The sequence below is a fragment of the Methylocaldum marinum genome, from assembly GCF_003584645.1.
GTDB lineage: Bacteria > Pseudomonadota > Gammaproteobacteria > Methylococcales > Methylococcaceae > Methylocaldum > Methylocaldum marinum.
On record NZ_AP017928.1, the window covers coordinates 5639770 to 5664440 of the forward strand.

At 58.8% G+C, this 24671-nt stretch carries 25 protein-coding genes; 13 read left to right on the forward strand and 12 right to left on the reverse strand.

Annotation, left to right across the window (positions count from 1 at the left end):
* Positions 1 to 96 precede the first annotated feature (96 nt).
* The 4 genes from sS8_RS25300 to sS8_RS25315 all read left to right on the forward strand — a co-directional run bounded on the left by sS8_RS25300 (position 97) and on the right by sS8_RS25315 (position 2259).
* Positions 97 to 1128: a ribonuclease Z gene (locus sS8_RS25300; RefSeq protein ID WP_119632185.1), complete on the forward strand. Its 1032-nt coding sequence runs from the start codon at positions 97 to 99 to the stop codon at positions 1126 to 1128.
* Positions 1129 to 1159: 31 nt separating this feature from the next.
* Positions 1160 to 1369, forward strand: a complete 210-nt coding sequence (locus sS8_RS25305; RefSeq protein ID WP_119632186.1) for a hypothetical protein — start codon at positions 1160 to 1162, stop codon at positions 1367 to 1369.
* A 58-nt stretch (positions 1370 to 1427) separates the two neighbouring features.
* Positions 1428 to 1664, forward strand: a complete 237-nt coding sequence (locus sS8_RS25310; protein ID WP_119632187.1) for a galactosyldiacylglycerol synthase — start codon at positions 1428 to 1430, stop codon at positions 1662 to 1664.
* A 115-nt stretch (positions 1665 to 1779) separates the two neighbouring features.
* Complete coding sequence (locus sS8_RS25315) at positions 1780 to 2259, forward strand: DUF2231 domain-containing protein (protein ID WP_119632188.1); 480 nt, start codon at positions 1780 to 1782, stop codon at positions 2257 to 2259.
* A 22-nt stretch (positions 2260 to 2281) separates the two neighbouring features.
* On the opposite strand, the gene sS8_RS25320 is transcribed toward sS8_RS25315, so the two are convergent.
* Positions 2282 to 2674, reverse strand: a complete 393-nt coding sequence (locus sS8_RS25320) for a DoxX family protein (RefSeq protein ID WP_119632189.1) — start codon at positions 2672 to 2674, stop codon at positions 2282 to 2284.
* A 15-nt stretch (positions 2675 to 2689) separates the two neighbouring features.
* Positions 2690 to 2944, reverse strand: coding sequence for a DUF504 domain-containing protein (locus tag sS8_RS25325; protein ID WP_119632190.1), 255 nt, complete (start codon positions 2942 to 2944; stop codon positions 2690 to 2692).
* A 116-nt stretch (positions 2945 to 3060) separates the two neighbouring features.
* On the opposite strand from sS8_RS25325, the gene sS8_RS25330 reads away from it, so the two are divergent.
* From sS8_RS25330 to sS8_RS25345, 4 genes are all read left to right on the forward strand, one after another.
* Positions 3061 to 3834 carry a GGDEF domain-containing protein gene (locus sS8_RS25330; protein ID WP_170161257.1) on the forward strand — a complete coding sequence of 258 codons (774 nt, stop codon included), beginning with the start codon at positions 3061 to 3063 and terminating at the stop codon, positions 3832 to 3834.
* Positions 3831 to 6638, forward strand: a complete 2808-nt coding sequence (locus sS8_RS25335) for a class I adenylate cyclase (protein ID WP_119632192.1) — start codon at positions 3831 to 3833, stop codon at positions 6636 to 6638. The genes sS8_RS25330 and sS8_RS25335 overlap by 4 nt, the downstream gene beginning before the upstream one ends.
* A 254-nt stretch (positions 6639 to 6892) precedes the next feature.
* Positions 6893 to 8668, forward strand: coding sequence for an SLC13 family permease (locus sS8_RS25340; RefSeq protein ID WP_119632193.1), 1776 nt, complete (start codon positions 6893 to 6895; stop codon positions 8666 to 8668).
* An 85-nt stretch (positions 8669 to 8753) separates the two neighbouring features.
* Complete coding sequence (locus sS8_RS25345) at positions 8754 to 9767, forward strand: FAD:protein FMN transferase (RefSeq protein WP_119633008.1); 1014 nt, start codon at positions 8754 to 8756, stop codon at positions 9765 to 9767.
* On the opposite strand, the gene sS8_RS25350 is transcribed toward sS8_RS25345, so the two are convergent.
* From sS8_RS25350 to sS8_RS25360, 3 genes are all read right to left on the reverse strand, one after another.
* Complete coding sequence (locus sS8_RS25350; RefSeq protein WP_119632194.1) at positions 9764 to 10150, reverse strand: hypothetical protein; 387 nt, start codon at positions 10148 to 10150, stop codon at positions 9764 to 9766. The genes sS8_RS25345 and sS8_RS25350 overlap by 4 nt on opposite strands.
* 92 nt (positions 10151 to 10242) lie before the next feature.
* On the reverse strand, positions 10243 to 10950 hold the full coding sequence (locus tag sS8_RS25355) for a TVP38/TMEM64 family protein (RefSeq protein WP_170161258.1): 708 nt from the start codon (positions 10948 to 10950) through the stop codon (positions 10243 to 10245).
* A gap of 219 nt (positions 10951 to 11169) precedes the next feature.
* Entirely contained in the window at positions 11170 to 11517 is a 348-nt protein-coding gene (locus sS8_RS25360) for a hypothetical protein (RefSeq protein WP_232020434.1), read from the reverse strand.
* Between the two features lie 242 nt (positions 11518 to 11759).
* On the opposite strand from sS8_RS25360, the gene rtcA reads away from it, so the two are divergent.
* Together rtcA and polX are read left to right on the forward strand one after the other, a co-directional pair.
* Positions 11760 to 12833 (forward strand): RNA 3'-terminal phosphate cyclase, encoded by a 1074-nt coding sequence (gene rtcA, locus sS8_RS25365; RefSeq protein WP_119632196.1) that lies wholly within the window; start codon positions 11760 to 11762, stop codon positions 12831 to 12833.
* A 9-nt stretch (positions 12834 to 12842) separates the two neighbouring features.
* Positions 12843 to 14558 (forward strand): DNA polymerase/3'-5' exonuclease PolX, encoded by a 1716-nt coding sequence (gene polX, locus sS8_RS25370; RefSeq protein ID WP_119632197.1) that lies wholly within the window; start codon positions 12843 to 12845, stop codon positions 14556 to 14558.
* A 221-nt stretch (positions 14559 to 14779) separates the two neighbouring features.
* Here polX and yihA read toward each other — a convergent pair whose 3' ends face one another.
* On the reverse strand, positions 14780 to 15397 hold the full coding sequence (yihA, locus tag sS8_RS25375; RefSeq protein WP_119633010.1) for a ribosome biogenesis GTP-binding protein YihA/YsxC: 618 nt from the start codon (positions 15395 to 15397) through the stop codon (positions 14780 to 14782).
* Positions 15398 to 15520: 123 nt separating this feature from the next.
* On the opposite strand from yihA, the gene sS8_RS25380 reads away from it, so the two are divergent.
* From sS8_RS25380 to sS8_RS25390, 3 genes are all read left to right on the forward strand, one after another.
* Positions 15521 to 16123, forward strand: coding sequence for a c-type cytochrome (locus sS8_RS25380; RefSeq protein WP_119632198.1), 603 nt, complete (start codon positions 15521 to 15523; stop codon positions 16121 to 16123).
* Between the two features lie 157 nt (positions 16124 to 16280).
* Positions 16281 to 16928 carry a thiol:disulfide interchange protein DsbA/DsbL gene (locus tag sS8_RS25385; protein WP_119632199.1) on the forward strand — a complete coding sequence of 216 codons (648 nt, stop codon included), beginning with the start codon at positions 16281 to 16283 and terminating at the stop codon, positions 16926 to 16928.
* Positions 16929 to 16938: 10 nt separating this feature from the next.
* Positions 16939 to 17823, forward strand: a complete 885-nt coding sequence (locus sS8_RS25390) for an endonuclease/exonuclease/phosphatase family protein (RefSeq protein ID WP_232020435.1) — start codon at positions 16939 to 16941, stop codon at positions 17821 to 17823.
* Positions 17824 to 17920: 97 nt separating this feature from the next.
* On the opposite strand, the gene sS8_RS25395 is transcribed toward sS8_RS25390, so the two are convergent.
* The 6 genes from sS8_RS25395 to hemC form a co-directional block, all read right to left on the reverse strand.
* Positions 17921 to 19147 (reverse strand): ABC transporter ATP-binding protein, encoded by a 1227-nt coding sequence (locus sS8_RS25395; protein ID WP_170161259.1) that lies wholly within the window; start codon positions 19145 to 19147, stop codon positions 17921 to 17923.
* A gap of 108 nt (positions 19148 to 19255) precedes the next feature.
* On the reverse strand, positions 19256 to 20068 hold the full coding sequence (locus sS8_RS25400; protein WP_119633011.1) for an FRG domain-containing protein: 813 nt from the start codon (positions 20066 to 20068) through the stop codon (positions 19256 to 19258).
* A 264-nt stretch (positions 20069 to 20332) separates the two neighbouring features.
* A complete protein-coding gene (locus tag sS8_RS25405) occupies positions 20333 to 21616 on the reverse strand; it encodes a heme biosynthesis HemY N-terminal domain-containing protein (protein WP_232020436.1) in 1284 nt (427 codons plus the stop codon).
* Complete coding sequence (locus sS8_RS25410) at positions 21613 to 22842, reverse strand: uroporphyrinogen-III C-methyltransferase (protein ID WP_145986682.1); 1230 nt, start codon at positions 22840 to 22842, stop codon at positions 21613 to 21615. Before sS8_RS25410 ends, sS8_RS25405 begins: the two co-directional genes overlap by 4 nt.
* Before the next feature lie 72 nt (positions 22843 to 22914).
* A complete protein-coding gene (locus tag sS8_RS25415; protein ID WP_119632203.1) occupies positions 22915 to 23730 on the reverse strand; it encodes a uroporphyrinogen-III synthase in 816 nt (271 codons plus the stop codon).
* A gap of 3 nt (positions 23731 to 23733) precedes the next feature.
* Positions 23734 to 24657, reverse strand: coding sequence for a hydroxymethylbilane synthase (gene hemC, locus sS8_RS25420; RefSeq protein WP_119632204.1), 924 nt, complete (start codon positions 24655 to 24657; stop codon positions 23734 to 23736).
* Between the last annotated feature and the right edge of the window lie 14 nt (positions 24658 to 24671).

A 24671-nucleotide genomic window follows, 5' to 3' on the forward strand; every position in this document is an offset into this window, starting at 1 on the left:
ATGTTTGGCTAAAAAAGATCAAATCAGCGAGTCTAAAATCGAGCCCCAAATCCATCATGCCGTAGCCGGCTTTAAGGCTTTAACAGAGAGACTTCCATGAAACCGGTGTTCCATCCCGAGCTGATCAACGACGTGTTCGGCGATCCGGCGGTTTATGTCGATTTTCTGTTCGAAAAGCGCGCCTTGTTGTTCGATTTGGGCGATTTGCGGAATCTGGCGACGCGGAAAATTCTGCGGATTCGGGATGTGTTCGTTTCTCACGCGCACATGGACCATTTTTTCGGATTCGATTGGCTGATACGGCTCTGCCTCGGGCGGGAAATGCGCATACGTCTGTTCGGGCCGGCCCGGTTTCTCGGACAAGTGGAAGCCCGGCTTGCCGGCTATACCTGGAATCTGGTGGAAAACTACGACACGGATTTTACGTTGGATGCAACCGAGGTGTTGAGTGATACCCGAGCACGATCCGCCCGTTTTCGCTGTCGAACCGGATTTCGGCGGGAAAACGAGCGCGAACTGGCGTTAAGCGACGGCGTGTTGCTCGACGAAGAGAATCTCACGGTCCGATTCTGCCTTTTGGATCACAAGATCCCGTGTCTTGGCTTTGCTCTCCAGGAAAAGCTGCACGTCAATATCTGGAAGAACCGCCTGGACGAGCTGGATCTCGAGCCCGGTCCCTGGCTTCAAGGGTTCAAGCGGGCCGTCCTCCACGGACTGCCCGGCAATACGCCGATGGCCGCCCGGCGGCGCGGAGGGGATGAAACGACGTATCGGCTGGACGATCTGGCCGGAACCATCGCGCACATCTCCACGGGGCAGAAAGTCGCTTATGTGACCGATGCCGTTTTTCACCCGGCCAATGCCGAACGCATCGTCGGATTGGGCAAGGGGGCCGACCAGTTCTTCATCGAGGCGGTATTCGGCGACGAGCTCGCCGAGCGCGCCGCCCGGAAGTTTCACCTGACCGCTGCTCAGGCGGGAAGCCTGGCCCGCTGCGCCAAGGCCAAATTCCCGGTGCCGTTTCATTTTTCGCCGATTTATCACGACCGTGAAAATGAGCTTAGAGAAGAGTTCGAGCGGGCGTTTCGCGGGCAACTCAATCCATCGCCTTTGCAACAAGGTCTTTAAAACGCTCGGATTTGCCCCGTTTCTAAAGAATATGACCGAATCTCAAGGAGGAACCATAGTTGCCAGGCTTGCGGCCACTATTGCAGCCGGGACCACCTATCGTTTGGCGCCCGGAATGGAGGAAGGGGGCGGCAATCGGGTACCGATCGCGCCGGACGACGTGACTTTGGGCGCAGCGAAATTTCAGGGCCGGCGCGTGGTTGCGGTAACGGCGCGGTTTCTCGCCGGTCAAAAACAATAAATCGACCAAAGCCGTCGTGTTCGTGCGAACGGCGTGTCGAAGTCTCGGAGAAACGGCAATGGTGACGCTTCACGACAAGGATTCCGGTGTATTCATCGGAGAGATCAGCGACCAGCAGCTTCAGCAGCTGATGGACGCTCTGGAGGAAGAGAGCTCGATCGACAAGGACTACTTCGTCAATCGGGCCGAGCTGGCGTTCCTGGAGGACCAAGGACTCGACCGGGCGCTGATCGGTTTGCTGCGGACGGCCCTCGGCGACAGGGAAGAGATGGAGATCGTGTGGGGGACATCGTAAATCGTGCGGGTAGCCCGGGCATTTCGCATGCCGCCGACGATAAGGCTGCGATCGCCGCGGCGACCCTTGAGTTCTCTAAGTCTTGCGACTGAGATTTCAGATCCAAGGAGGCATTATGCAAAGCAGAGCCAAGATTCTCGGCCACCCGGCCCATTCCACGCTGATCGTCTTCCCTCTCGGGCTGCTGGCTACCGGCGTGGTCTTCGACATCATTTATCTGATGACGGACTCTCCAAGTTTCCTGACCGTGGCCTATTGGATGATCGCGGCGGGAATCATCGGCGGGCTGGTGGCGGCACCGTTCGGCCTGATCGACTGGCTGGCGATACCGAGCCATACGCGCGCCAAATTCATCGGACTCGTGCACGGCGTCGGCAACCTGATCGTCCTGCTGCTATTCATCGGAAGCTGGTGGCTCCGGCGGAATATCGACTTCCCCGGAGCCTGGGCCTTCGTCCTGTCGTTTGCCGGTTTAGCACTGGTCCTGATCACCGGATGGCTCGGCGGCGAGCTGGTGGACCGGCTGGGCGTCGGCGTGGATGACGACGCCGATCTGAACGCGCCGAACTCTCTGTCCAAACGGCTGACGCACTGACATCGATGCGGCTGGGCCAGTGTCAATCGCGGCCCAGTCTCCTGTCCAGGCTAAGATCGCCGGGGCCATGGGCGAAAATGACCAGGAAGCCCCCGGCGATCGCAATATTCTTCAAGAACATGATGGTTTGCACCTTGTCGTTGAAATCGAGGTGAAACAACAGTGCCGCTGCGACGGAAAAACCGGCGAGCGCCAGCGCGAACCAGCGGGTGTACCAGCCGACCGCGATCGCGAGCGCACCGCCGATTTCCAGCAGGATAACCGGCGGCAGCAACATGCCGGGCACCCCCATGGATTCCATGTAGGCTTGGGTGCCGGCAAAACCGCCGATCTTGTTGAAGCCCGACAACAGAAAAATAATGGCTATGAAAATCCGCCCGATGAGTTCGGCGTAGCGGGACAGGTTCGGGGACATGCGGCCTCCTTCCGGTCAGTGGGTACGTTGCCAGATCAACTCGCCGTTTCGGTATACCACTTTGATGCGGTGGAGTGGAATAGTGTGTTGCCCGCCTTCTGAGTCGGTGAGCTCGAACACGCCGGGACGATCCGGGGGAAAGCCGATGCTTTTCATCGGAATCACGACGATCGTCTTCTCGACGCGGTCGTAGTAGCCGATGGAGAAGGCAGCCCGCCCGAAGTCTTCGTCCCAGCGGATGCGGTTAAGCAAATCTTGTATGGGAAGCATTGCTTTGGCCCCTCGTTCTGATAGCTCATTGGACAAATCCCGCGACCTGCGTCCGGCAGAAGTTTCACGGCCGATTAAAATTAAAGCCTAGTCAATCGGATTCAATGAGAAATTCCATGCAAAAAGCCTTGGCCGAGGCACTGGATCGGGCACCCATGGGCGTCGCGGTCGTGCGCGATCGGCGAATAGTGTGGGTGAACCAGCGCTTGGCCCAGTGGTTCGACCTGGACCGGGATCGGTTCGCTAGGTCCGGTCCCGAGTGCCCGGAGGACGTCGGCCTGGGCGTCCTGTTCGCCGGCGCCGGTAATGTTCGGGTCGCCTGCCGTGGCGGCCCGGTCTGGCTGCGGCGCGAGCTTGCCGTATTGGCCGGCGGTCTTGACGCCTATTTTTTCGAGGACGTGACCGAAAGGGTGCGGATCGAACAGGATCGCAGCCGTCTTCAAGAGTTGGCCGCCGCCTTGCACACCAAGGACGAGGAAACCGGGCTCTTGAACCGTAATGCCATTCTTCAAGCCTTGGACGGTCACGTGAGCCGCAGCCGGCGCTACGGCAATCCTTTGGCGGTGATTCGCGTCAGGCTGGAGCCGCCCCGTGGCGCAGTATCGCCGGGAAGCAAGCTGCGCGAAATCGCCCAGGAATTCAACGCGCAGCTGCGCTGGGCCGATCAGGTCGGCCGCCTGGACGAGACGGCCTTCCTGCTGATACTTCCGGAGACCGCCCGCACCGATGCGGACGTTCTTGCCGCCAAGTTCGGCCGGGAAAGGGTAGCCCTGGCCAGTGCCGAAAGCTGGCGAATCGATTGTACGGTCGCTTCCTGGCAAAAGGGCGATGACGCGAAAAAGCTCATGCAGCGCCTTAATTCCGAGCCGCGCGGACCGAAGTTATCGTGACGGTGACCAGTCTGCGAGCGATAAAGCTCGGCGGTCCGGGCGAGGAAATCGACCGGAAAAGCTTGGCCGCCATCGTTCGGCGTTTCCAAAATCTGCATCGGCTTCAGTTGCAGCGCATCCAGGAATACCAGACCTCGCGGCAGCGGAGTTTTCTGGAATTGCTGCCGCTTCTGTTTCACTGCAATCACCCTATGCTGCCCGGTTTCGTTTCATCCGAAACGCCGGCCGGTATTCAGGACTATTCCCCCGGCCGCCGCAGTCTGCTCGCCGTGAGACGGCTGACCAAGAGTTTCGAATACAAGCGGCGCGCGCTGTTCGAATACCCGATCCATGGCATCTACCTGATGGGTAGCGTCAGCAGCGTTGCCTATTCCCGGAAAAGCGATCTCGATATCTGGCTGTGCCATTCGAGCACGCTGGACGAACCCCAACTGGACGAACTGCGCCGCAAGGCGGCCGGCGTGGAGACGTGGGCCCAATCCCTTGGATTGGAAGCGCATATCTTTTTCGTCGACAGCGATCGATTTCGTCTCGGCATCGGCACCCCCATTTCTACCGAGAGCTGCGGCAGTGTGCAGCATCATTTGCTGCTTGAGGAGTTCTATCGCACCGGCGTTTGGCTGGCGGGCCGCGCCACGGCCTGGTGGGTGGTGCCGCCCGACCACGAGGATCGGTACGGAGAATACCTGAGGCACTTGAGCGAAAAGCGTTTCATCAACGAAAGCGATTTCATCGATTTCGGAGGGCTCGAATCGATCCCGCCCGATGAATTCCTGGGCGGTACGCTTTGGCATTTGCACAAGGCGATCGACGCGCCGCACAAGTCCTTGCTCAAATTGTTCCTGATGGAGAGCTACGCCAGCCAGTATCCCCGCACCCGATGGCTCTGTACCCGCTTGAAGACAGCGGTCTATGGCGGAAGTCTGGACGATCGCGAACTCGACTCCTATATTCTCATGTACCGGGAGGTGGAGCGGTATTTGTCGGAGCGGGGCGAGCGCGAGCGTCTCGAACTGGCGCGGCAGTGCTTTTATCTCAAGCTCAACGAACTGGTGAGGTCCGGCAGGGACGCGGAAGCGGAGAAGCGCCGGAGACAGGAAACCCTGACCGCCATGGTGCACGCCTGGGGATGGTCGCCCCAGCGTGTCCGGGATTTGGACGAGCGCCGGCACTGGACGGTGATCAAAGCTTTGCAGGAGCAAAAAGTGATAAGCCAGGAACTCACCCGAAATTATCGAACGGTAAGGCAGTTCGCTTCCAAGCATGCCGAGATGGGAGGTTCGGCCGGAGAGGAAATCAAGCTCCTGGGGCGCAGGCTCTCCGCGGTTTTGGAGCTTAAGCCCGGCAAAGTGGAGAAGTTGAGCTTCGACAGCGGCGACCGCATCGAGCCGAAAGATTTTTCGGTGCACGAAGCCTGCCTGGCGGACGGCGAAATGGGATGGATCTTGTACCCCGGGCGGATCGCGCCTGCGGATGCGGAAAAGGCGGCCTATCTGAAAAAGGCCCGTAGCCTGGTCGAACTGTTGGCCTGGCTGTCGCTCAACCGCCTTCACGACCGCAGCGCCGATCTTTTTCTGGAAACCGTCGCAAGCGCGTTGACGTCCTTGGAGCTCAGGAACATTTTGCGTGCGCTGAACGGTTTTGTCGCGTCACACCGGAACGAGCCGGAAGATCTGGACGATTACGGGAGACCTCCGCGCGTGGTGGCCGCGGCATTGTTCGTCAATCCGGGAATAGACGTCGATGCCGGCCGCCGCGACGGATTCAGAATGGCCAGCAATCGTCATGATGCGTTGAGTTATGGCCACGAGCGAATCAATCTCGTCCATCAGGTCGATGCCATGTTCCTGACCTCATGGCGCGAAACCCTGGTCAAGCGATATCAAGGCCTGCACGGCTTCCTCGATTGTCTGGCGGATCTCGTGAACGAATCGCTCTCCCATGAGCCGGTCGTCGAGTGTTTCTGTTTCGTTCCCGGCCGTGCCCGCACCATTGCCTTAAGAGTCAAGGCGTTATTTCAGGATCTGCGCGCGGCGTTCTCGAAGTCCGACAACGCGCTGCGCTATGTCTTGCGGGGCGGATCGGAGTTCTACCTGTTCGACGGGCAAGGCGCGAGCGTCCGGTTTTGGAGCGTTCCCGATATCGAGCGTCTGCATGCCGAATTATCGGCTGCGCGGGCTGTTTTTTCGCCGGTCGTTTTCGATCCCGCCGCCCTGGAAAACGACCCCTTGCCTTTGATCTACGGCCGGAACCGGCCCGGCGTCATTCAGGTGTTCTGCCAGCCGGAACCCGGGCTGGTGAAGGTTTATATCGTGGACGAGCGGGGCGCCCTGTTCCACAAGAGTCACGAAACGGTCGAGCCTGAACTCTTGTTGGGGCCCTACGCCTCGTTCCTGAACGACATTCTGCAACGCTATGTACTCGCCGCCGGAGGAATCGAATATTACCTGGTCGAGCGCCAGCCGTCCGGCGGTTATAGCGTAAAGTCCGCCGGTTTTCAGCCCGATCCGCTCCGTCGCATGCTGGAAATTCGCGTATTCGCTCAAGCGAGCTCGCCCGGCCGTAGCGCCTATACCATTTTCTGCAACGACACCGAGTTTTCCTCCATGGACGCGGGACAGGATGTATTCTCCATGGCGGCGGCCCATATCATGCGGCTTCGCCAAAGCGGGGAACGCTATCCGATATATATCACCGATATCGATCTGCCGCTTTCCATCCTGGGTGTGGATACGCCGGAAGCGCTGCAGACCATTCACTTTCTCAAATTCAAGGAAAAGATCGAAGAACGGTTGAATGCCTGATTATCCTGGAAACGGCAGCCGGACGTGCTCGAGTGTGCGGCGGGTACGGAGCGGCTTCATCCGAGCGGTGAAATCGGTAGAGTCGACGACGGCCGGAATCCATGGGTCGCTTTTACGCCATTCAAGCGGTCAACTGCAGCTTCTAGGATAATGGTTATAAGGAAATAAGCTTGTATTCTTTTTTGTAATTTGAATCCCGTCTAAAATGCACGGTTTTTGAACGAAAACAATTTTCCCAGAGCAAAAAAACAATTATGAGTGCACAAGCTTGGCTGGCGGTCGGCGTGGTCTTGGGGTGCCTTGGTCTGATGCTTTTCACGGCCGCAGCACCTGAGCTGATTCTGCTGGGCGGGGTTGTCGTACTGCTCATGTCCGGCGTACTGTCGCCGGAGCAGGCCCTGGGCGGTTTTTCCAACGAGGGCATGATCACCGTGGCCCTGATGTACGTGGTGGTGGCGGGCATCCGGGAGACCGGCGGCGTCGATATGCTGGTTCAGCACGTGCTGGGACGCCCGAAATCCCTACGAGGTGCGTTGCTGCGGCTGATCGTGCCGGTCGCCTCGGTCAGCGCCTTCCTGAACAATACGCCGTTGGTAGCCGTTTTTTTGCCGGCGGTACTCACCTGGGCAAAGCGCCTGGAGATTTCGCCGTCGAAGCTCCTCATCCCGCTCAGCTACGCCGCGGTCGTGGGCGGGACCATCAGTCTGATCGGTACCAGTACCAATCTGATCGTCAACGGTCTCCTGCTGCACAGCGGCAGGGAGGGGCTGGGATTATTCGACATTGCCTGGGTCGGCATTCCGTGTTCGATTCTGATGATGACTTATGTTTTGCTGCTGGCTCCTTCACGCTTGCCGGAACGCAAGCCGGCCAGCGCGGTATTCGAAAATCCCAAGGAATATACGGTTGAGATGTCGGTTGAAGACAACGGAGCCCTGGTGGGTAAGACCATTGAAGAAGCCGGTCTGCGCCACCTGCAGGGACTTTACCTGGTGGAAATTGAGCGGGGGGACGAGGTGTTGGCGGCAGTCGGGCCTTATGAACGTCTCCAGCCCGGCGATCGGCTGGTTTTTGCCGGTGTCAGCGATTCGGTGGTGGAATTGCAAAGAATCAAGGGATTACGTCCGTCGGCCGACAAATCGTTCACCCTTGAGGACAGGAAACATCGCGAGCGCGTTTTGGTGGAAGCGGTCGTTTCGCCGCAATGCGCCCTGGTGGGCAAAACCATCAAGGAAGGTCGTTTCCGCATGGTCTACGGCGGGTCGGTTATCGCGGTCGCGCGCAACGGGCAGCGTATCTCCGGCAAGATCGGCGAAATTCGGCTGGAGCCCGCGGACACGCTGTTGCTCAACGTCCGCCCGCCGTTCCTGGAACGCCATCGGAATTCCAACGATTTCCTTTTGGTAAGCCAAGTGTCGGAATATCTGCCGGTCCGTCATGAACGCGCGGGTTTAGCCTGGCTGATTCTGGCCGCCGTGGTGCTCAGCGCGTCCTTCGAATGGCTGAGCATGCTGAAGGCGGCCATGCTCGGAGCGGGGGCCATGCTGTTGACCGGATGCTGTTCCGTTCCGACCGCCAGGACAAGCATGGACAGTCAGGTTTTGCTCGCTATCGCGGCTTCGTTCGGGCTCGGCAAGGGCCTGGAAATCTCCGGCGCGGCTTCGGGAATCGCGCAAGGCTTTCTGGGGCTCGCCGGAAACAATCCGCTTTTGGTCCTGGTGCTGTTCTATTTTTTGACCGTCGTGCTGACCGAACTGCTCAGCAACAATTCGGTGGCGGTGTTGATGTTTCCCCTGGCGCTGGCCATCGCGGACAAACTGGACGTCAGTTTCTGGCCATTCATCGTTGCCGTGATGGTTGCCGCGTCCATGGGGTTTTCCACGCCGATCGGCTATCAGACCAACTTAATGGTCTACGGTCCCGGCGGTTATCATTTCACCGATTTCGTCCGTTTCGGTGTTCCCTTGAACCTGTTGATGGGCGTTATCGCGCTGAGCATTATTCCTTGGGTATGGCCGTTTTATCCGTAGACTCCACCGTATCCGAAATGCTTGTCCGCTGGCTTCGAGTTCAACTTTGTATCCTGCCCTGGGCACCCTTTATCCGGATTCTTTCATGAAATTTCGATATATCTCTTGCCTGCTGATGGTCTTGATTTTCGCCGGCTGCGAGCGGAACACGGAAACCGAACTTTCCGGGGAGATTCAAGGCACCACCTATCACGTCAAAATGGTTATGGAACAGACCGACGCGACGCCGGAACAAATCAGGGCCGACGTCGAGGCCGTGTTCAGGCGGGTCGACGAAAAACTGTCGAATTGGCGCGAAGACTCGGAAATTTCCCGTGTAAACCGGCAGCAGACGACCGAGTGGATTTCGGTCTCCCCGGAGATCGTTCGCTTGGTGACGATCGCTAAGGATGTCAACCGGAGCTCGGCAGGCTGCTACGATCTTACGGTCAAGCCCTTGTTCGATCTCTGGGGTTTCTCCAGACACGAGAATCGGGTGCCGGAACAGCACGAAATCGACCAGGCCGTGGCTCACGTCGGCATGACCAAACTGGAAGTCGATGCGGAAAACGGCCGTATCCGTAAAACGGATCCCGAATTGACCATCGATTTATCCTCGATCGCCCAAGGCTATACCGTGGGCGCGGTGGCGGAACGGCTCGAAAGTCGCGGGATCCACAATTATCTTGCGGAAATCGGCGGCGAGATGAAGGTCAAGGGGCGCAAGGCCAACGGGGCCTCGTGGCGGGTGGCCATCGAAAAACCAAAGCCGATGGTTCGGGAAGTTCAGCGTATCCTGGAGATCCATCAGGAGAACGGCGCGGCCGTGATGACGTCCGGAACCTACCGAAACTTCTTCGAATCCGGCGGGCAAAGCTATTCCCACATCCTGGATCCCAGGACCGGCAGTCCCGTGACCCATAATCTTCTGTCCGTAACCGTTTTACACGACGACCCGACCGTGGCGGACGCCTGGTCCACGGCTCTTTTATGCGTGGGCGAGATCGCCGGAGCGGAAATCGCCGAAGCGGAGGGAATCAAAGCCTTGTTCATTTACCGGGACGGCGAGGAACTCAAGGAGCACATGAGCAGCCGGTTCCTGAGCCCGACCGAGCCCTAGAGGGTGCGCGGCGTGGTCGCCATGCGTTCGCCGAAATAATACAGGAGGTGCGATGCGCCCAGATAAACCAGGGCGAGGATGAAAAGCGGGTTGATCGGCAGGTTGTTGAGGATGGCGTAGAACACGACGCCACCGGCCGTGAGGAAAAAGATGAGTCCCATGAGCAGGGCCTCGATGCGGCTCCCCCGGCGGTAACGGAAGTACCAGAGTACGATCTGGCTGATCAAAAGGTAGCCGACCACGATGAACAGGTTGTTCCGTAAAGGACCGTACAGTCCTTCGGACTCCGGCAGGACCAGGTCGATGTTGGCGAGGACGCCAATCCCCCCGAGGATGGACAGCCCCACGGCAAAATGGAAATTAAGGGTGATGGCGTGCTTCATTGATTATCCCGATCGCTTGTTGAACGGCTCGCTTCTTCGAGAGACGGGGCGTTCGACGAGTTCCCGTTCCGGTCAAAAGGCCGGAACCGTGCCTACCCTCGCGCGCCGCCGTGGTTTTTCCGGGATACGGCGGGAAGCACGATCAGCAGGCCCAGGAGCATTAGACCGAAGATCACTTCCGGGGACCAGATGTCCTTGATGTCACTGATTTCGCCTAAAGCCTGCCCCAGGTTGACGTACACGAAACTGCCCGGAATGACACCGATCAGAGTGGCGAGAAAAAAGGTGCGGGCGCTGATGTTGGTCACGGCCGGTGCCAGATTGACCAGCCAGAACGGGAAAAGCGGTACCAGCCTGAGAAATAGCAAATAGCGAAAGGCATCGCCCTCGAACCCTTCCACGATTCGTACGGCCACCGGAGACTGCGACAACTTGGCGTGGGCGAAGTCGGCAAAAACGAAACGTGCCGCCAGAAAAGCCAGCAAGGCGCCCAGGGTCGACGCGATCACCGTCACCAAAGTGCCCAGCCAGCGTCCGAACAGCACACCCATGGCCAGTGACAGTATTCCACCGCCCGGAATGCTGAATGCCGTCGTGGCGATATAGAGCAAGGCCGAGGCGAACAGCATGAGGATGTAATGGTGTTCGGTAAAGTCCATGAGCCGATCGCGGTTTTCCTTGATGACGTCCAGGCTCAGCCATTGATTCCCCCTGACAGCGAAGAATGCGGCAAGCACCGCGACAAACAGCAGGATTAGCCCGATTCGGCCGTAAAAGCGTTTTTGTTGCTCGTCGAGCATGATGGTTCTCCGGCGGAACACGAGGTCAGTATACAGGCGGGCGGAATCGCGCGAAATTGACGTGCCGGCCCGCTTGGGCGAGTCCGGGCCGCAGGGGAGAGCCATCAAAGCTCGATGCCGATCGGCTGGCGCTTTTTTCCTCGAGGAAAACGGCCGATTACAGCGGCGTCGGCAGCTCGGCCAGCCCGCACGCAGACCGGCGCGGGCTGGCGAACGATGTTATTGCTTCATGCCGTTTTTCAGCGCGTTGAAAAGGGCATTGCCGGCAACTGTGTTATCGCTTCCGACCAAGATCATGATCATCAAATGGTCGTCCGTCTTCAAGCATTCGACCACGCCGGTGATATGCTCGCTCCAGGAACGGACCGAATCGGCATCCTTGCTGATTCTGCCCGCTTTTTCCGAAGTCAGTATCGACTCGCCCTTGTCGACGCAATCGGCTTGACTCATGGTTCCACCGTCCAGGTGATCCCACCACATGCTGGGGGTTGCCGCGGAAGCGGCGAAGGATAGGCTGCTCATCAAAAAGCCGGCGAGGAAGGCGATAATGAAGCGTACTGTGGACATGGAAAAATCCTCCTTGTTGTTGGAGTCCAGCGAGGGTTGCAGCGGTCGGAGACTCTCGGCCCTAGTGAACTAAACTACCGTCCTGGTGGTTTTCGGCGTAGGCAGCGCATGTGCGGCTCTCCAGGGGAAAATGCACAGCGACTCGACCTATCCCTTACATTAAGCCACCGTGACGAATTCCAATGCAATGACAAACGCCGATTCTTTTTCTCGAAGAGCTTGAAGAGTAGGTGACGTAGACCATGGATTTCATCCTTATCGACGGTTCCTACGGTGAAGGCGGCGGCCAGATTCTGAGGACAACGCTATGCCTGTCCGCGATTACCGGCCGTGCGGTACACATCGAAAACATCCGCGCAAGGCGGAAAAAGCCGGGATTGGCTGCCCAGCATCTGACCGCGGTGTTCGCGGCCGCCAAGCTTTGCGATGCCGAGCTGAACGGCGCCGAATTGGGTTCCAGGACTTTGCGGTTCGCGCCGCGGATAAAGCCGAGGGCCGGCGAATACCGTTTCGACGTGGCGGAAGCGCGGCGAGGGGGCAGTGCCGGGGCGGTATCGCTGGTGCTTCAGACGGTGTTGCTGCCTCTGGCCTTGGCCGAAGGCGATTCCTGTGTCGTGGCGCGGGGAGGAACGCACGTGCCGCTGAGCCCGTCGTTCGATTATCTCCACGATGTATGGCTGCCCTATTTGAAGCTTATGGGCGTCGGTGCCGAACTCAGCCTCGAACGAACCGGCTGGTATCCGATCGGAAAAGGGGAGGTCAGGCTGGAAATCAAGGGAATACCATCGGGAGGGCGACGGAAATTACACCCTCTGAAACTGGAGGACAGAGGCGAGCTCATCGAAGTCTTCGGCCGCGGACTCGCCGCCAATCTTCCCGAGCACGTGTCGCAGCGCATGGCGCAGCGTGCGGAGACTCTGCTGCGGCGCAAGAACATGTCCTGCCGTATCGATGCGGTGCCGGTCCGCGCCGCCTGTCCCGGCGCCGGAACTTTTCTGGTTGCTCGCTACGAACGCGCCCTGGCCGGATTCGGTGCCCTGGGCGAGCGCGGCAAACCGGCGGAACAGGTTGCCGAGGACGCCTGCGCGAAGCTGCTGGAGCACGATCATACGAGCGCGGCGGTGGACGAACATCTGGCGGATCAGTTGGTACTGCCTTGCGCCCTGGCCGACGGCGAGTCGGGTTTCACGGTCGATCCGATGACCCGGCATCTCGCGACCAATGCCTGGGTAGTGGAGCGTTTCGGTATCGCCGAAGTCGAACTCATATCGACCTCGGCTACAGCCGGATTGGTGCGAGTCTTTCCGAGTCCGTGAGCATTCGCCATGCCCGTACGTAACGCCGATATTGCCGCGATCTTCGAAGAAATCGCCGATCTCCTGGAAATCGACGGCGCGAACGTATTTCGGGTCCGCGCCTATCGCAATGCCGCCCGCATACTCCAGGAACTGGGCAAGGACGTACGTGCGATGGTGAAAAAGGGCGAGGATCTGACCGAATTGCCGGGCATCGGCACCGACCTGGCCGCCAAGATCAAGGGAATCGTCGATACCGGCCATTGCAAGGCGCTGGACGAACTCCACAGGCGCTTGCCGCCCGCCATAGCGGAGCTTTTGAAAATTCCGGGCCTGGGGCCGAAGCGGGTGAGATCGCTTTATCGCGAACTCGGCATTCAGACCCTCGACCAGCTTCGGCGCGCAGTACGCGAGCATCGAATCCAGGCACTGCCCGGCTTCGGCGAGAAGACCGAAATGCACATCTCGGACGCCCTGGAAGCTCATGGCGGCGGAGCCGGGCGGTACACGCGCGTCGTTGCCGATCAATTCGCGACGCATCTGCTCGATTATCTGAAACGGGTTCCCGGCGTCGGTCGCGTGGTGATCGCCGGTAGTTACCGCCGCGCCAAGGAGACGGTGGGCGATCTCGATATCCTGGCGACGGCGGAAGCGGAAAGTCCCATCATGCAGCGTTTCGTCGACTACGAGGATGTCGCGGAGGTGGTGACGCATGGGCCCACGCGGGCCAGCGTATTGCTGCGCGGCGGACTGCAAGTGGATTTCAGGGTGGTATCGGCGGAAAACTACGGTGCGGCCCTGCATTATTTCACCGGCGGCAAGGCCCACAATATTGCCATTCGACGCCTGGGGCAGGAGCGAGGTCTCAAAATCAACGAATACGGCGTGTTTCGCGGCGACGAGCGGGTTGCGGGCGATACCGAGGAATCGGTTTTTGCCGGCGTCGGACTGCCGTTCATCCCGCCGGAATTGCGCGAAGACCGGGGCGAGATCGAAGCGGCCAGGACAGGGCGTTTGCCGAAGCTGGTCGAGCTGGCGGACATCAAGGGCGATCTTCATGCCCATACCAAGGCGTCGGACGGCCACAACACCATTCTGGAGATGGCGGGCACGGCGAAAAGCCATGGCCTCGAATATCTTGCGATCACCGAGCACTCGCGCCGATTGACGGTGGCGCACGGTCTGGATTCGGTTCGCTTGCTCAAACAGATGGACGAAATCGAAAGGCTGAACGACACCCTGGACGGCATCGTTCTCCTCAAGGGCATCGAGGTGGATATTCTGGAAGACGGCCGCCTGGACTTCCCTGACGAACTGCTGGGCCGGCTCGACGTCGTGGTCGGCGCGGTGCACAGCCGGTTCGACCTGCCCCGGAACAAGCAGACCGAGCGGATTCTACGGGCAATGGATCGCCCGCATTTCAACATCCTGGCGCACCCTTCGGGACGCTTGATCGGCCGCCGCGAGCCTTACGACGTCGACATGCTGCGCGTGATCCGCAAGGCCCGGGACCGTGGCTGTTTTCTCGAACTCAACGCGAATCCGGAGCGCCTAGATCTCAGCGATGTTCAATGCAAAATAGCCAAGGAAGAGGGGGTGTTGGTCAGTCTCAATTCTGACGGCCATAGTACCCTGGACTTCGGGAACCTGCGCTATGCCGTCGGGCAGGCCCGGCGCGGCTGGCTGGAGTCCCGTGATGTTCTGAATTCCCGTGGTCTCAACGAACTACGCCGGCTGCTTCGGTAGGCTGTTCCGAAGCCCGGCGATGCCCTTTGGACGGCTTTGAAAAAACAAGGAACAAGCGGCTGAACTTTTATCCGCAAGCGATGTCACAAGGTTTAAGTGTCAGGAACGACGCGAACTACTCATCTCCTCCCTTTGAGTAGTGTCATTCACCCGGCATCCCCCCCAAGCCGGGACTTCGCTCCGAGGTATATCCCCCCATTTGCCTCGGAGCTTTTTCTTTCTCACGATGCATTCGGTCGAGACATTTCCAGCCAGCGGTCCAGCACGGCCCATGCCTCTTCCAGTCCGATGCGCTTGAGCGCCGAAAGAATCTGCAAACTGAAGTTCAGCCCCTGCTGCGCTTTCAATTCGGCTTCCACTGTTCGCAGGGTCTGAAGCGCTGCCCCGCGGCTGAGTTTGTCCGCTTTGGTCAGCGCGATGTGCAGCGGCAGCTCCCAATGGCGGCACCACTCGATCATGCGGTGGTCGAACGGGGTCATGGGATGGCGTATGTCCATCACCAGAAACACCCCGCGCAAGGACCGGCGCTCGCTGAAATACCCTTCCAGGGCTTGGCGCCAGTTCTTCTGGATCGCTTCCGGTACTTGGGCATAGCCGTAGCCGGGGAGGTCGACCAAGCGCCTGTGGTCGTCCACCCGGAAAAAATTGAGCATCTGGGTGCGGCCCGGCGTCTTGCTGACGCGCGCGAGCGCCTTTTGCTGGGTGATTACATTGATCGCGCTGGATTTTCCGGCATTGGAGCGGCCTGCGAATGCGACTTCGAAGCCTTCGTCCGGCGGTGCATCGTTCACGTTCGGAGCACTCATCATGTAGCGGGTGTTTCGATAAGAGGTATTCATGAGCATCGATTCGGTAAATCTGTTGACTTTTGTAGTCTACCCGTATTTGATTTGCGCTCTAAAACGAGCCGCAGGCCGGCGTAAATTTACTTCAACTTGGTTTTTCTGAGCGAGGGGTCAATAATGGGGAAATATGCATTGTGGGTTTGTTTCGTCTTGTTGAGCGGTCATTCCCTCGTTTATGCTCAAGGGGATGCGGCGGCGGGCGAGGAGAAATCGGAGTCCTGTGCCGGCTGCCACGGCGAGGACGGAAACAGCAATGCACCGATTTTTCCCAAGCTGGCCGGCCAGCACGCATCTTATCTCGCCAAGCAGTTGCACGAATTCAAAAAAGGTAAACGCGCCAATCCGACCATGACGGCGATGGCGGAACCCTTGTCCGACGCTGACATCGACGATATCAGCGCCTATTACGCCCGGCAGAAGGTCACGCTGGAAAAGGCGGAGAAGCCGAATCCGCTGGGCGAAAAGATCTACCGCACCGGTAATGCCTCGTCCGCCGTTCCGGCTTGTACCGGCTGTCACGGCCCGGACGGGGCCGGCAATCCTTCCGCCAAGTTTCCCGCTCTGCGTGGCCAATATGCCGCGTATCTCGAAAAGACCTTGAGTGATTTCAAGTCGGGCGAACGAGCCAACGACGCAAATTCTATCATGCGTGCGATCGCGGCTAAGCTGAGCAGCGAAGAAATCGCCGCCGTGTCCGGCTTCACCGCGGGATTACAATGAGATCCGCGCCTCGAAATCGCTCAAATTTAGGCATTGTCGACACATTTTTCATGATTTTGGGTTTAAAATCCTAAGCGTTAAGTGAGGCCGGGCGAACCCCCGGCCGGATTTCCGATCACTTTTCCGGTTCGCATCCTTTCAGATTGGAGCTTGTTGAATGAAATCGGCGTTGAGTTTGCTAGCTTGCCTGGTCTTGTTTTCGGTGGCGTCCATCGCGGCGCCCAAGCCTGAGGAATTCGAAGAAGGCGTAGACTACGAACTGGTAAATCCGCCGCAACCCACGGTCGATCCTTCCAAGGTCGAAGTCATGGAGTTCTTCTGGTACGGCTGCCCTCATTGTTATCACTTCGAGCCGGACCTGAACGCATGGCTGAAAAAGAAACCCGACAACGTCGACTTCGTTCGGCAACCGGCTGTTTTCAATGCGCGCTGGGCGGCTCACGCCAAGGCGTTTTATACCGCGGAAGTTCTGGGTGTACTGGATAAGGTCCACGCCGATTTGTACGACGCCATTCAGAACAAGAAGCAGGCATTGGAGAGCGAGGCGGAACTGGCCAAATTTTTCGTCGGCCACGGCATTGCCGAAAATGATTTTCGCAACGCTTACAAATCATTTGCCGTGGATACGAAAATGCGGCAGGCCGAAACTGCCGCGGCGCGCTACGGCGTGACTGGAACGCCCAATGTCATCGTCAACGGCAAATACCGGATCGCCCCTCAACAGGCCAAGTCGTTTCCTCGGATGATCGCCATCATGAACGATTTGATCGAAAAGGAGTCCACTGGGGCAAAAGATATCCAATAACGGTGTGTACATGAAAGAAACGTCAACGTCATTCCGCCGGATCGACGGCGAGCAGGTTGGGGGGGCGGTATCATTGAGCACGGCGATGGCCTCGCGAGCCGTCGCCACGTCCCTGAAGACCAGCGCGGCGGTCAACAAGCGGCACATTCGGTTGGCCAGTTTCAATATCCAGACCGGCATTACGACATCCAGCTACCGGGACTACATCATCGGGAGCTGGCGGCATATCTGGCCGTCCCAAAAACGTCTTCCGAACCTGATCCGGATTGCCCATCTTCTCCGATCTTTCGATGTCGTCGGTTTGCAGGAAGTGGACGGAGGCGGCGTACGCAGTCATCATATCGTTCAGACTCAATATCTTGCGGAAACGGCGGGCTTTGCTTATTGGCATAACCAGGTCAACCGTCGTATCGGCAATCTGGCCCTACACAGCAACGGGCTGCTGAGCCGGATCAAGCCCGATTTCATCCATGACTACAAGCTGCCGGGCCTGCCCGGGCGCGGCGCTTTGCTGGCCCGTTTCGGCGCCGTGGGTGAAGACGCCTTATATTTGTGTATTCTGCATTTGGCCCTGAGCAGGCGTGCCCGTCTCAAGCAGATTGCGTTTGTCAGCGAGCTGATCCGCGACCTGCCTCATGTCGTATTGATGGGAGACCTGAACTGCGAGCCGAATTCGCCGGAACTCAATCTCCTGACTTCCGCGACCGAGCTGTGTGATCCGATGTGCGAGTTGAAAACGTTCCCGAGCTGGCGTCCGCACAAGATGCTCGATCACATTCTGGTAACGCCGAGTCTTCTGGTGACGCATGTGCACGTGATCAATTTCGCCTGTTCGGATCACCTGCCCATCGCGATGGAAGTGGAATTGCCCGATCAGCTGGCGGTGGCGGCCTGAGCGATTGCGAAAAAACCGGCTGTGCGGTTTTTTCGCAACGGCTTCTTGTCCGAGGTTTTGAGACGGCGTGGGGTGGCAGAGGCTAACCGTCGTCGATTCATTCCGCGTTCGAAACCTTCGCCTCAATCGAGATTAATCCTTCATAAGCTTGCCCCTGTTTCTGGGCGACCACCAGCGTCAGTAAATGCCCGCCATAGCCGAGCCAGTCCCCCGCCGAGACGAACCCGCCCGCGACACGGTAAATTCCGGGAATCAGCGACAGGAACGGCAATGCTAGGCGCAACCGTCCGCCGTCAGGTTTGAGCGAAAGCCGGTGGCCATCCGTATCCGAATGGGTCGTGGCGATCAGGATATCCGCCTGGTTCCAAAATTGAAGCACCAAACCGGCGGAGTCCACCGGGACTGAGGCGAAATAGCTCACTTCGAAGTCCACAGGCTGTCCCGTAAAAACTTTCACGCCGCCGGCATTTTCCTGTCCTTTGACCGCCAACGCGCGTATCGAGGCTACGCCGGCAAAGTCCGCCGGTATCTCGGGCGAAGTTCCCAAAGGTTTGAGCTGCCGATCGAGATAGCCTATTGACTGGTAATACTTCAGAAACACTTTGTCGGTTTCACCGAAGGCCAGTGCTTCGCCGTCGAAAAGGAGCAGGCAGTGGTCGGCTACGTGTCGGATGGTCATTTCGGAATGAGATACGAACAAAACCGTCGTCCCATTGCATTTAAGACTGTCGAGCCGCTCCAGGCAGCGTATCTGGAAGGCGATGTCGCCCACCGCCAGAACTTCGTCGACGAGCAGGATATCGGTCGGGAGACAGGTGGCTATCGAGAATTCCAGGCGTGCATACATGCCGTCGGAATAATGCCTGACCGGCGCATCGAGCGTCTTTTCCAGCCCTGCAAAAGCCACAATCTCGTCCAGTGTGGCATCGGTCGCCCGCTTGTCGAGTCCGAGCTGCGCGCATTGGATATAGATATTCTCGCGTCCGGTCAACATGGGTTGAAGTCCCGTACCGAGGCGGATGAGGGATTTGATTCGTCCGCGCATGGCAATTCGGCCGCGATCCGGTCGATAATCCCCATTGACCAGTTTAAGCAGCGTGCTTTTACCGGCACCGTTCGGGCCGATAATCCCTATGCATTCGCCTGCTCCGGCCGTAAACGAGATATCGCGCAGCGCCCAAAATTCATCGCTGCGCAGGTGCTCCAAGGGTTTTCGGCGGAATAGGCTCCGCGAGGCGTCTTGAAAGCCGTAAAGCAGGTCGGCTTTTAGAGACCGGCGGAATTTTTTTCCGACGCCTTCGAAAAGAATTACGGGATGCGACACGCTTGAACTATGAGACGAGAAACCGACTATAGCCGATCGGAATTCCGCTGTAGGCAGGGGCGAGCGGCAAGGATTCTGGAGACAGACGGCCGATGCCGAGAACCGGGGCTAATGCGGGCCGGCCGGCTTCGGTACGCGGCAAGGGCCCGGTCCGTAATACCGTTTCAGCCATCGGCTCAAACCATCGAGGCCCGGAAAGAGCATCCGCTCGGTGACGTTGTCCTGATCGAGTTTGTCCCGTACTTCCCATTTGATCTCTTTCGGGATGATGATGCGGAAATAAAGCGCTGGATGATTCAAGAGAAATTCGCTGAGAACCAGTGTGGCTCCGGGCATTGCCGACATGATGGCGCCTTGGTTGACGATTCGGGCATCCAGCGACGGCGGCTCGAAGAAGAGCACGAAGCGGCCATTTTCAGCCAGCTGATCGAACTCGTCCAGAGTCCGTATGAATTCGAGCATCTCGACCGAGAACAGAAATGCGGATTCGCGCTTGAGTACGTCGCGAAGCTTTTCCGGTAGCAGAGACCGGGCCTCCACCACGTTGATGCACCAGATCGCCGCATCCCGATCGTAGTACTGCTCTTCCGCCGTGGCAAAATGCACTGCCACCTTGGGCGAGATTGTCCAATCCAGGAGGCGGGTCGGCAAACCGTAATGCTGGGCCACGGCCAACTGGACCCAGAGCGGTCCGGTCGGTATCGATCCGGGTTCCGCGTACTTCCGAAAGCCCCGCAACATTGGCTTTTCGATGTTGACATAGTCGCCGCCGAGCCGCAGCAGACTGTTCTCGAGTCCCCATGAGGCGTCAGCCAAACCTCGATAGACGAGATCCGACCGATAACGCTGGAGATTGTTTCTCGGAATGTCGTACAAGGCCTGCATCAGCTCGAACCAATTCGCGACTCGAATGTCGTTCATAGCGATCTCCATGTCGGCGAGACTCGCGCAACAGGTCTGTTCTTTGTCCGCTTACCGACCGAAAGCCAAGTCTCGGGTCCTAACGCGAAATTGGCCGTAACGACGCGGCAGAATACCCGGCCTCGCCGAAGGTGCGGCCAACGAAACGGTACCGGAGGCTTCCGATCCGGATTGGAGCCGTACCTTTCGGGCCAATAGCCGAACCGTCAGAGTCGCACCGTCTCGATCGCCGGAAGCCGTATCTCTCGCCGCCGTCCCATCCGGTTACTGTGCCGTGCCGGAAACCAGCTCCCCCCCGACAGGTTCAACGGATTCACCGGCCGGATTTTGCTCGATCTGGGCCACCACCTCGTTGGAAGCGAACATCAATCCATTTCGGTAAAAATGACAGGCCGCGGCGAAATCGTTCTGCTGATGCAACACATCGCCCAACAGCTGGTAGGCTTCCACGCTGGGTTCCACATCCAGGCTTTTCTCCAGGTAATCTCTGGCTTTGTCCCAATGCTTGCAGCGTATGGCGAGCTTGCCCAGCACTCTGAACAGTACCGCGTCCCTAGGATGCGGACCCAGCCAGGTTTCCGCATGCTGGAGCTGCTTTGCCCGGTCGGACAGCTGAATACAACCGTAGAGCACCAGTAGGGTCTCGTCCCACTCTTCGCCGAGTGCGCGGCGGAGTTCGTCTTCGATTTCCTCGCCGGCTCCGGCCTCGATCATGGCGGCGAAATAAAGCGACTGAATGCCTGTGGAGGCCCGGATGTGCATCGGAACAGTCGCCCAAATCTCGCGCAGGGACGAGGCATTTCGAGTTTCCGATTTTTGCTTGATCAATGCGCTGTAGGTTTCCGTTTCGAGCAGTCTGACCTCAGCTTCCATCAAAACCTTGCTCCTGTGCAAGTCGGGAAGCAAACGGTGCAAAGCTTCCCAATCTTCCATTTGGGCGTAGGCCTGGTGGGTCAGTCTCAGGACCGCGGCGTGGCTCGGCGCGATTCTGTTCAGATGAGTGAGGGATTCCAGCGCTTCCTCGAACTGCTTATTGGACAACTGCAATTCGGCGCGGGTCAAGCCGACGGCGAGTTCGGATTCGGGTGCGATTTCGCGCGCCAGCTTCAGGTATTCGTCGCGCTGCTCCACCGCGCCACGTGCATGTGCGGCCCGTGCAGCGGTCAAATAGTTGATGAGCGGCGCCCCGCTGTCGGCAGCGTGGCGGATCAGGTTCCGCTCGGCCTTTTCCCAATTGCCCTCGGCCGATTCGATGAGGCCGGTGAGCAAGGATTCCTGGGAACGCTTGTTGCGAAGCTCGCCGCTGCGCTTTTTCATGACCGCGGGAAGACTTATCGCCTGCAGGACGACGCGGACCAGCAGGTAGAACAGCACGAAAGCGCCGATCAGGGTGATCAGCATCACCAGCAGCGACGATTCCAGCACCCAGCGGTCATAGCCGATGATGACATAGCCCGCTTCACCGGCAACCAGAGCGCGGTGCACGAAAAAGGCCACGCCGGCAGCGATCGAAAATATGATCAGAGCGTAGATGACGGCCTTCTTCACGGCTGCGTCTCCGCCGGCTGGGTCTGCTCGGGCGGCTGGCCGCGGCTGCCTCTGGCTTCAGCCTCTTCGGCTTCCAGTCGAAGCTTTTCGATATTCCTCAAAAGCGTCAAAGACTTGCTGATATCCGGAAACGGTATGCGAATCGGTTGGTCAGCCAGCGCGCTGATTTCCGCGGCGGCGTGCCGGGTCTGTTCCGCGCTCGGATCGAAGTGCTCGTCCAGCCATGCGCGCGCGGATATTAGGGCGGCTTTGTACATCTCTTCGTCGCTCCGGAGAAGCGCCGCCCGGGCCGTTTCCAGCTTGAGGACCAAAACCTGGCGAAGCGCCTCGGCCTGTTCCGGATGGAGGACGGCATCGACCGGTCGATCGGTACGGCGTATCTTCACCAGATCCTTGATATTGTCCAGTGCGGAAACGACGCCTTCGTCGCCCCCACCCCCAGGGCTTTGCTCGCCGGTTTCGTGGGGGGCGCCGTGTTCGCCGACTCTGCCGGCATGGGGCAGGAACAAGGGAATATCCTTGACTCCGTGTTCGAGAGCCAGCAGTTTCGAGGAAATGCCTACGAGATCGGGCGCATCGAGCCTGCGGAGAGTCTCGAGTTCATCGGCCAATGCTTCCCGAACCTTGAATACCGCCGGGTCGCCGCTGTCGTGCAGACGCTGGTCGGCGGCTTCCATGGCGGCGAGCACGGCCTTCACGTCGCCGATCAAATGAAGTTTCTGGTTGGCGATGCTCAGCAGGTACTCGGCGTCCGCGACCATCAGATCGCCGCGAGTCTTGTTGAGCTGCCGCTGAATGTGGTGGACCGATTCGTTCAATTCGCTCCGCGTCAGGTTCAATCTTTCGTTGAGTTGGGCGGACTGTTCGCCGATCATGCGTTCGAATCTCGAGTCCTCGGTCGTCACCTGGGATTGCAGCGTCGCCAACTGGGAGTGTAGGGATGCCAGTTCGGATTGCACCGCGCCCAGCTGACGCGTAAATTCCATGATCTGCTGGTCCTTGCTGCTCAATTGGCCGCCCAGTCCTTCCTGTTTGGAACGCAATTCTTGAAGAAAGTACCAGCCTCCGACGGTAAGACCCAGTATGCCCAGCAATATGAGATAACCGATCCACGCGAAGCTGCGGGATTTTCTGGGGGGCGCGGCAGATGTCTTCACTGCCTCGGTCTCCGCGCCGCTGGCGGGTTGGCCGGTGGCCGACATCAATTCGTTGTTTACGTCAACCAATGCTGTATCCCCGTAGTCTTGAACTTTTGAATAGCTTTTGTTGGAGAAATAATTCGAAATCAGGAGGTCCGATTACCGGCTGGTCTGGAGGTCTTGCGCGGCTCTCTTGGTTTCGGCCAGGCCAATGATCGTTTCCGTTATGGCCTGATCGCTGGCCGGCTCCGCGCCGATCACGTGATGCCAACCCAGATCCCGAGCCAGTTTTTCGATGCGAGATCCGATCACCACCAGCGGCGTGCGCTCGGTGAATTCGTGTCTTGCCTCGCCCAAGAACAACATAAGATTGTTCAAAGCCTCTCCGCTGGTGATGGTCACAACGTCGATACGGCCTTGGCGCCAGAGGTCGATCCAGTAGGCGATGTCCATCTCGGGAAGAATCCTGCGATACACTTCCGCGAAGACGACTTCCGCGCCGCGTGCCTCGAGTGTTTGTGCAAGATGCTCCCGTCCGCCTTCGCCCCGGACGATCAATATGGATTGGCCGGTTACATCGGCCATTTCCGGCGAAGCCAAAAGGGACTCGCTATTAAACTGCGGTTTAGGTATCAGGTCCACCCGAATTCCGGCTTTGGCCAGTGCTTCCGCCGTGGCTCGGCCGATCGCAGCGACTCGTGCCGACGGCGGGGGCGCATACGATCCGCCGATAATCTGCAGGGCGAAGCGAACGGCGTTGGTGCTCGTAAATATCAGCCAATCCCATTGATCCGTCCTGGACAAAAGCGCTTCCGCGGTAGACGGATCGGCGACCGCCGCGATTTCCAGCAAGGGCATTCGTAATGCTCGGCCGCCGGCAGCTTCAATTAGAGCGCAGAGGCCATCGGCTTGTTCCCGCGGTCGGGTGACCAGTACGTTCAAGCCGAACAGAGTCGTATTCGTCGAGCTTGCCATGGCTCAGGCATAAAGTGCGTCCAGTACGCGGTCGGCCCCGCGTGCCAACAAATTCTCCGCCAAGGCTCTGCCCAAGGCTTGCGGATCGTCCTTGGCGCCTTCGATGACGCCTTGAACGAGCGTACGGCCGTCTGGTGTGCCGACCAGTCCCCGCAGCCTGAGACGGTCGCCGGACAATTCCGCATATCCGGCAATCGGTACCTGGCAGCCGCCGTTCAGGCGCTCGTTGAGGGCGCGCTCCGCCATGACACAGATTGCCGTTTCTTCATGGTGCAATACCTTTAGAGACTCGTTCAGCCAAATGTCATCCCGGCGGCATTCGATGCCGATGGCGCCCTGACCGACCGCCGGCAGACTGATTTCCGTCGAAAGTATTTCGGTGATCCTATGGCTCAGGCCGAGCCGCTTCAATCCCGCGGCGGCCAGGATGATGGCGTCGAACTGCTCGTTCTCGAGCTTGCTCAGGCGGGTATCAACGTTGCCGCGAAGATTGAGCGTTTCGCAGCCGGGAAGGCGGGCTTTGATCTGGCACTGGCGGCGGAGGCTGGAGGTTCCGACTTTCGCCTCGGGAGGCAGTTGCTCGAAGGAAGAATAACGGACGGAAACGAACGCGTCACGCGGGTCTTCGCGCTGGAGAATCGCGGCGAGATGCAGTCCATCGGGCAATTCCGCGGGCACATCCTTCATCGAGTGCACGGCCAAGTCGGCGGATTCCGCTAGCAGCCCCTCCTCCAGTTCTTTCACGAACAAGCCTTTGCCGCCTACCTTGGCCAGCGGGGCATCGAGCAATTTGTCGCCGCGCGTGACCATTTTCACCAGTTCGACCTCGATATCGGGGCATGCGGCCCGCAGCCGCGTCGCGACGTGTTCGGCCTGCCATAAGGCCAGGGCGCTCCTGCGGGTGGCGATGCGTATACGTTGTGGCATCGTGATTAACCGTG

Coding starts and splice junctions, on each gene's coding strand:
- sS8_RS25300 (WP_119632185.1), top strand. CDS start 97: ATGAAACCGGTGTTCCATCCCGAGCTGATCAACGACGTGTTCGGCGAT.
- sS8_RS25305 (WP_119632186.1), top strand. CDS start 1,160: ATGACCGAATCTCAAGGAGGAACCATAGTTGCCAGGCTTGCGGCCACT.
- sS8_RS25310 (WP_119632187.1), top strand. CDS start 1,428: ATGGTGACGCTTCACGACAAGGATTCCGGTGTATTCATCGGAGAGATC.
- sS8_RS25315 (WP_119632188.1), top strand. CDS start 1,780: ATGCAAAGCAGAGCCAAGATTCTCGGCCACCCGGCCCATTCCACGCTG.
- sS8_RS25320 (WP_119632189.1), bottom strand. CDS start 2,674: ATGTCCCCGAACCTGTCCCGCTACGCCGAACTCATCGGGCGGATTTTC.
- sS8_RS25325 (WP_119632190.1), bottom strand. CDS start 2,944: ATGCTTCCCATACAAGATTTGCTTAACCGCATCCGCTGGGACGAAGAC.
- sS8_RS25330 (WP_170161257.1), top strand. CDS start 3,061: ATGCAAAAAGCCTTGGCCGAGGCACTGGATCGGGCACCCATGGGCGTC.
- sS8_RS25340 (WP_119632193.1), top strand. CDS start 6,893: ATGAGTGCACAAGCTTGGCTGGCGGTCGGCGTGGTCTTGGGGTGCCTT.
- sS8_RS25345 (WP_119633008.1), top strand. CDS start 8,754: ATGAAATTTCGATATATCTCTTGCCTGCTGATGGTCTTGATTTTCGCC.
- sS8_RS25350 (WP_119632194.1), bottom strand. CDS start 10,150: ATGAAGCACGCCATCACCCTTAATTTCCATTTTGCCGTGGGGCTGTCC.
- sS8_RS25355 (WP_170161258.1), bottom strand. CDS start 10,950: ATGCTCGACGAGCAACAAAAACGCTTTTACGGCCGAATCGGGCTAATC.
- sS8_RS25360 (WP_232020434.1), bottom strand. CDS start 11,517: ATGTCCACAGTACGCTTCATTATCGCCTTCCTCGCCGGCTTTTTGATG.
- rtcA (WP_119632196.1), top strand. CDS start 11,760: ATGGATTTCATCCTTATCGACGGTTCCTACGGTGAAGGCGGCGGCCAG.
- polX (WP_119632197.1), top strand. CDS start 12,843: ATGCCCGTACGTAACGCCGATATTGCCGCGATCTTCGAAGAAATCGCC.
- yihA (WP_119633010.1), bottom strand. CDS start 15,397: ATGAATACCTCTTATCGAAACACCCGCTACATGATGAGTGCTCCGAAC.
- sS8_RS25380 (WP_119632198.1), top strand. CDS start 15,521: ATGGGGAAATATGCATTGTGGGTTTGTTTCGTCTTGTTGAGCGGTCAT.
- sS8_RS25385 (WP_119632199.1), top strand. CDS start 16,281: ATGAAATCGGCGTTGAGTTTGCTAGCTTGCCTGGTCTTGTTTTCGGTG.
- sS8_RS25390 (WP_232020435.1), top strand. CDS start 16,939: ATGAAAGAAACGTCAACGTCATTCCGCCGGATCGACGGCGAGCAGGTT.
- sS8_RS25400 (WP_119633011.1), bottom strand. CDS start 20,068: ATGAACGACATTCGAGTCGCGAATTGGTTCGAGCTGATGCAGGCCTTG.
- sS8_RS25415 (WP_119632203.1), bottom strand. CDS start 23,730: ATGGCAAGCTCGACGAATACGACTCTGTTCGGCTTGAACGTACTGGTC.
- hemC (WP_119632204.1), bottom strand. CDS start 24,657: ATGCCACAACGTATACGCATCGCCACCCGCAGGAGCGCCCTGGCCTTA.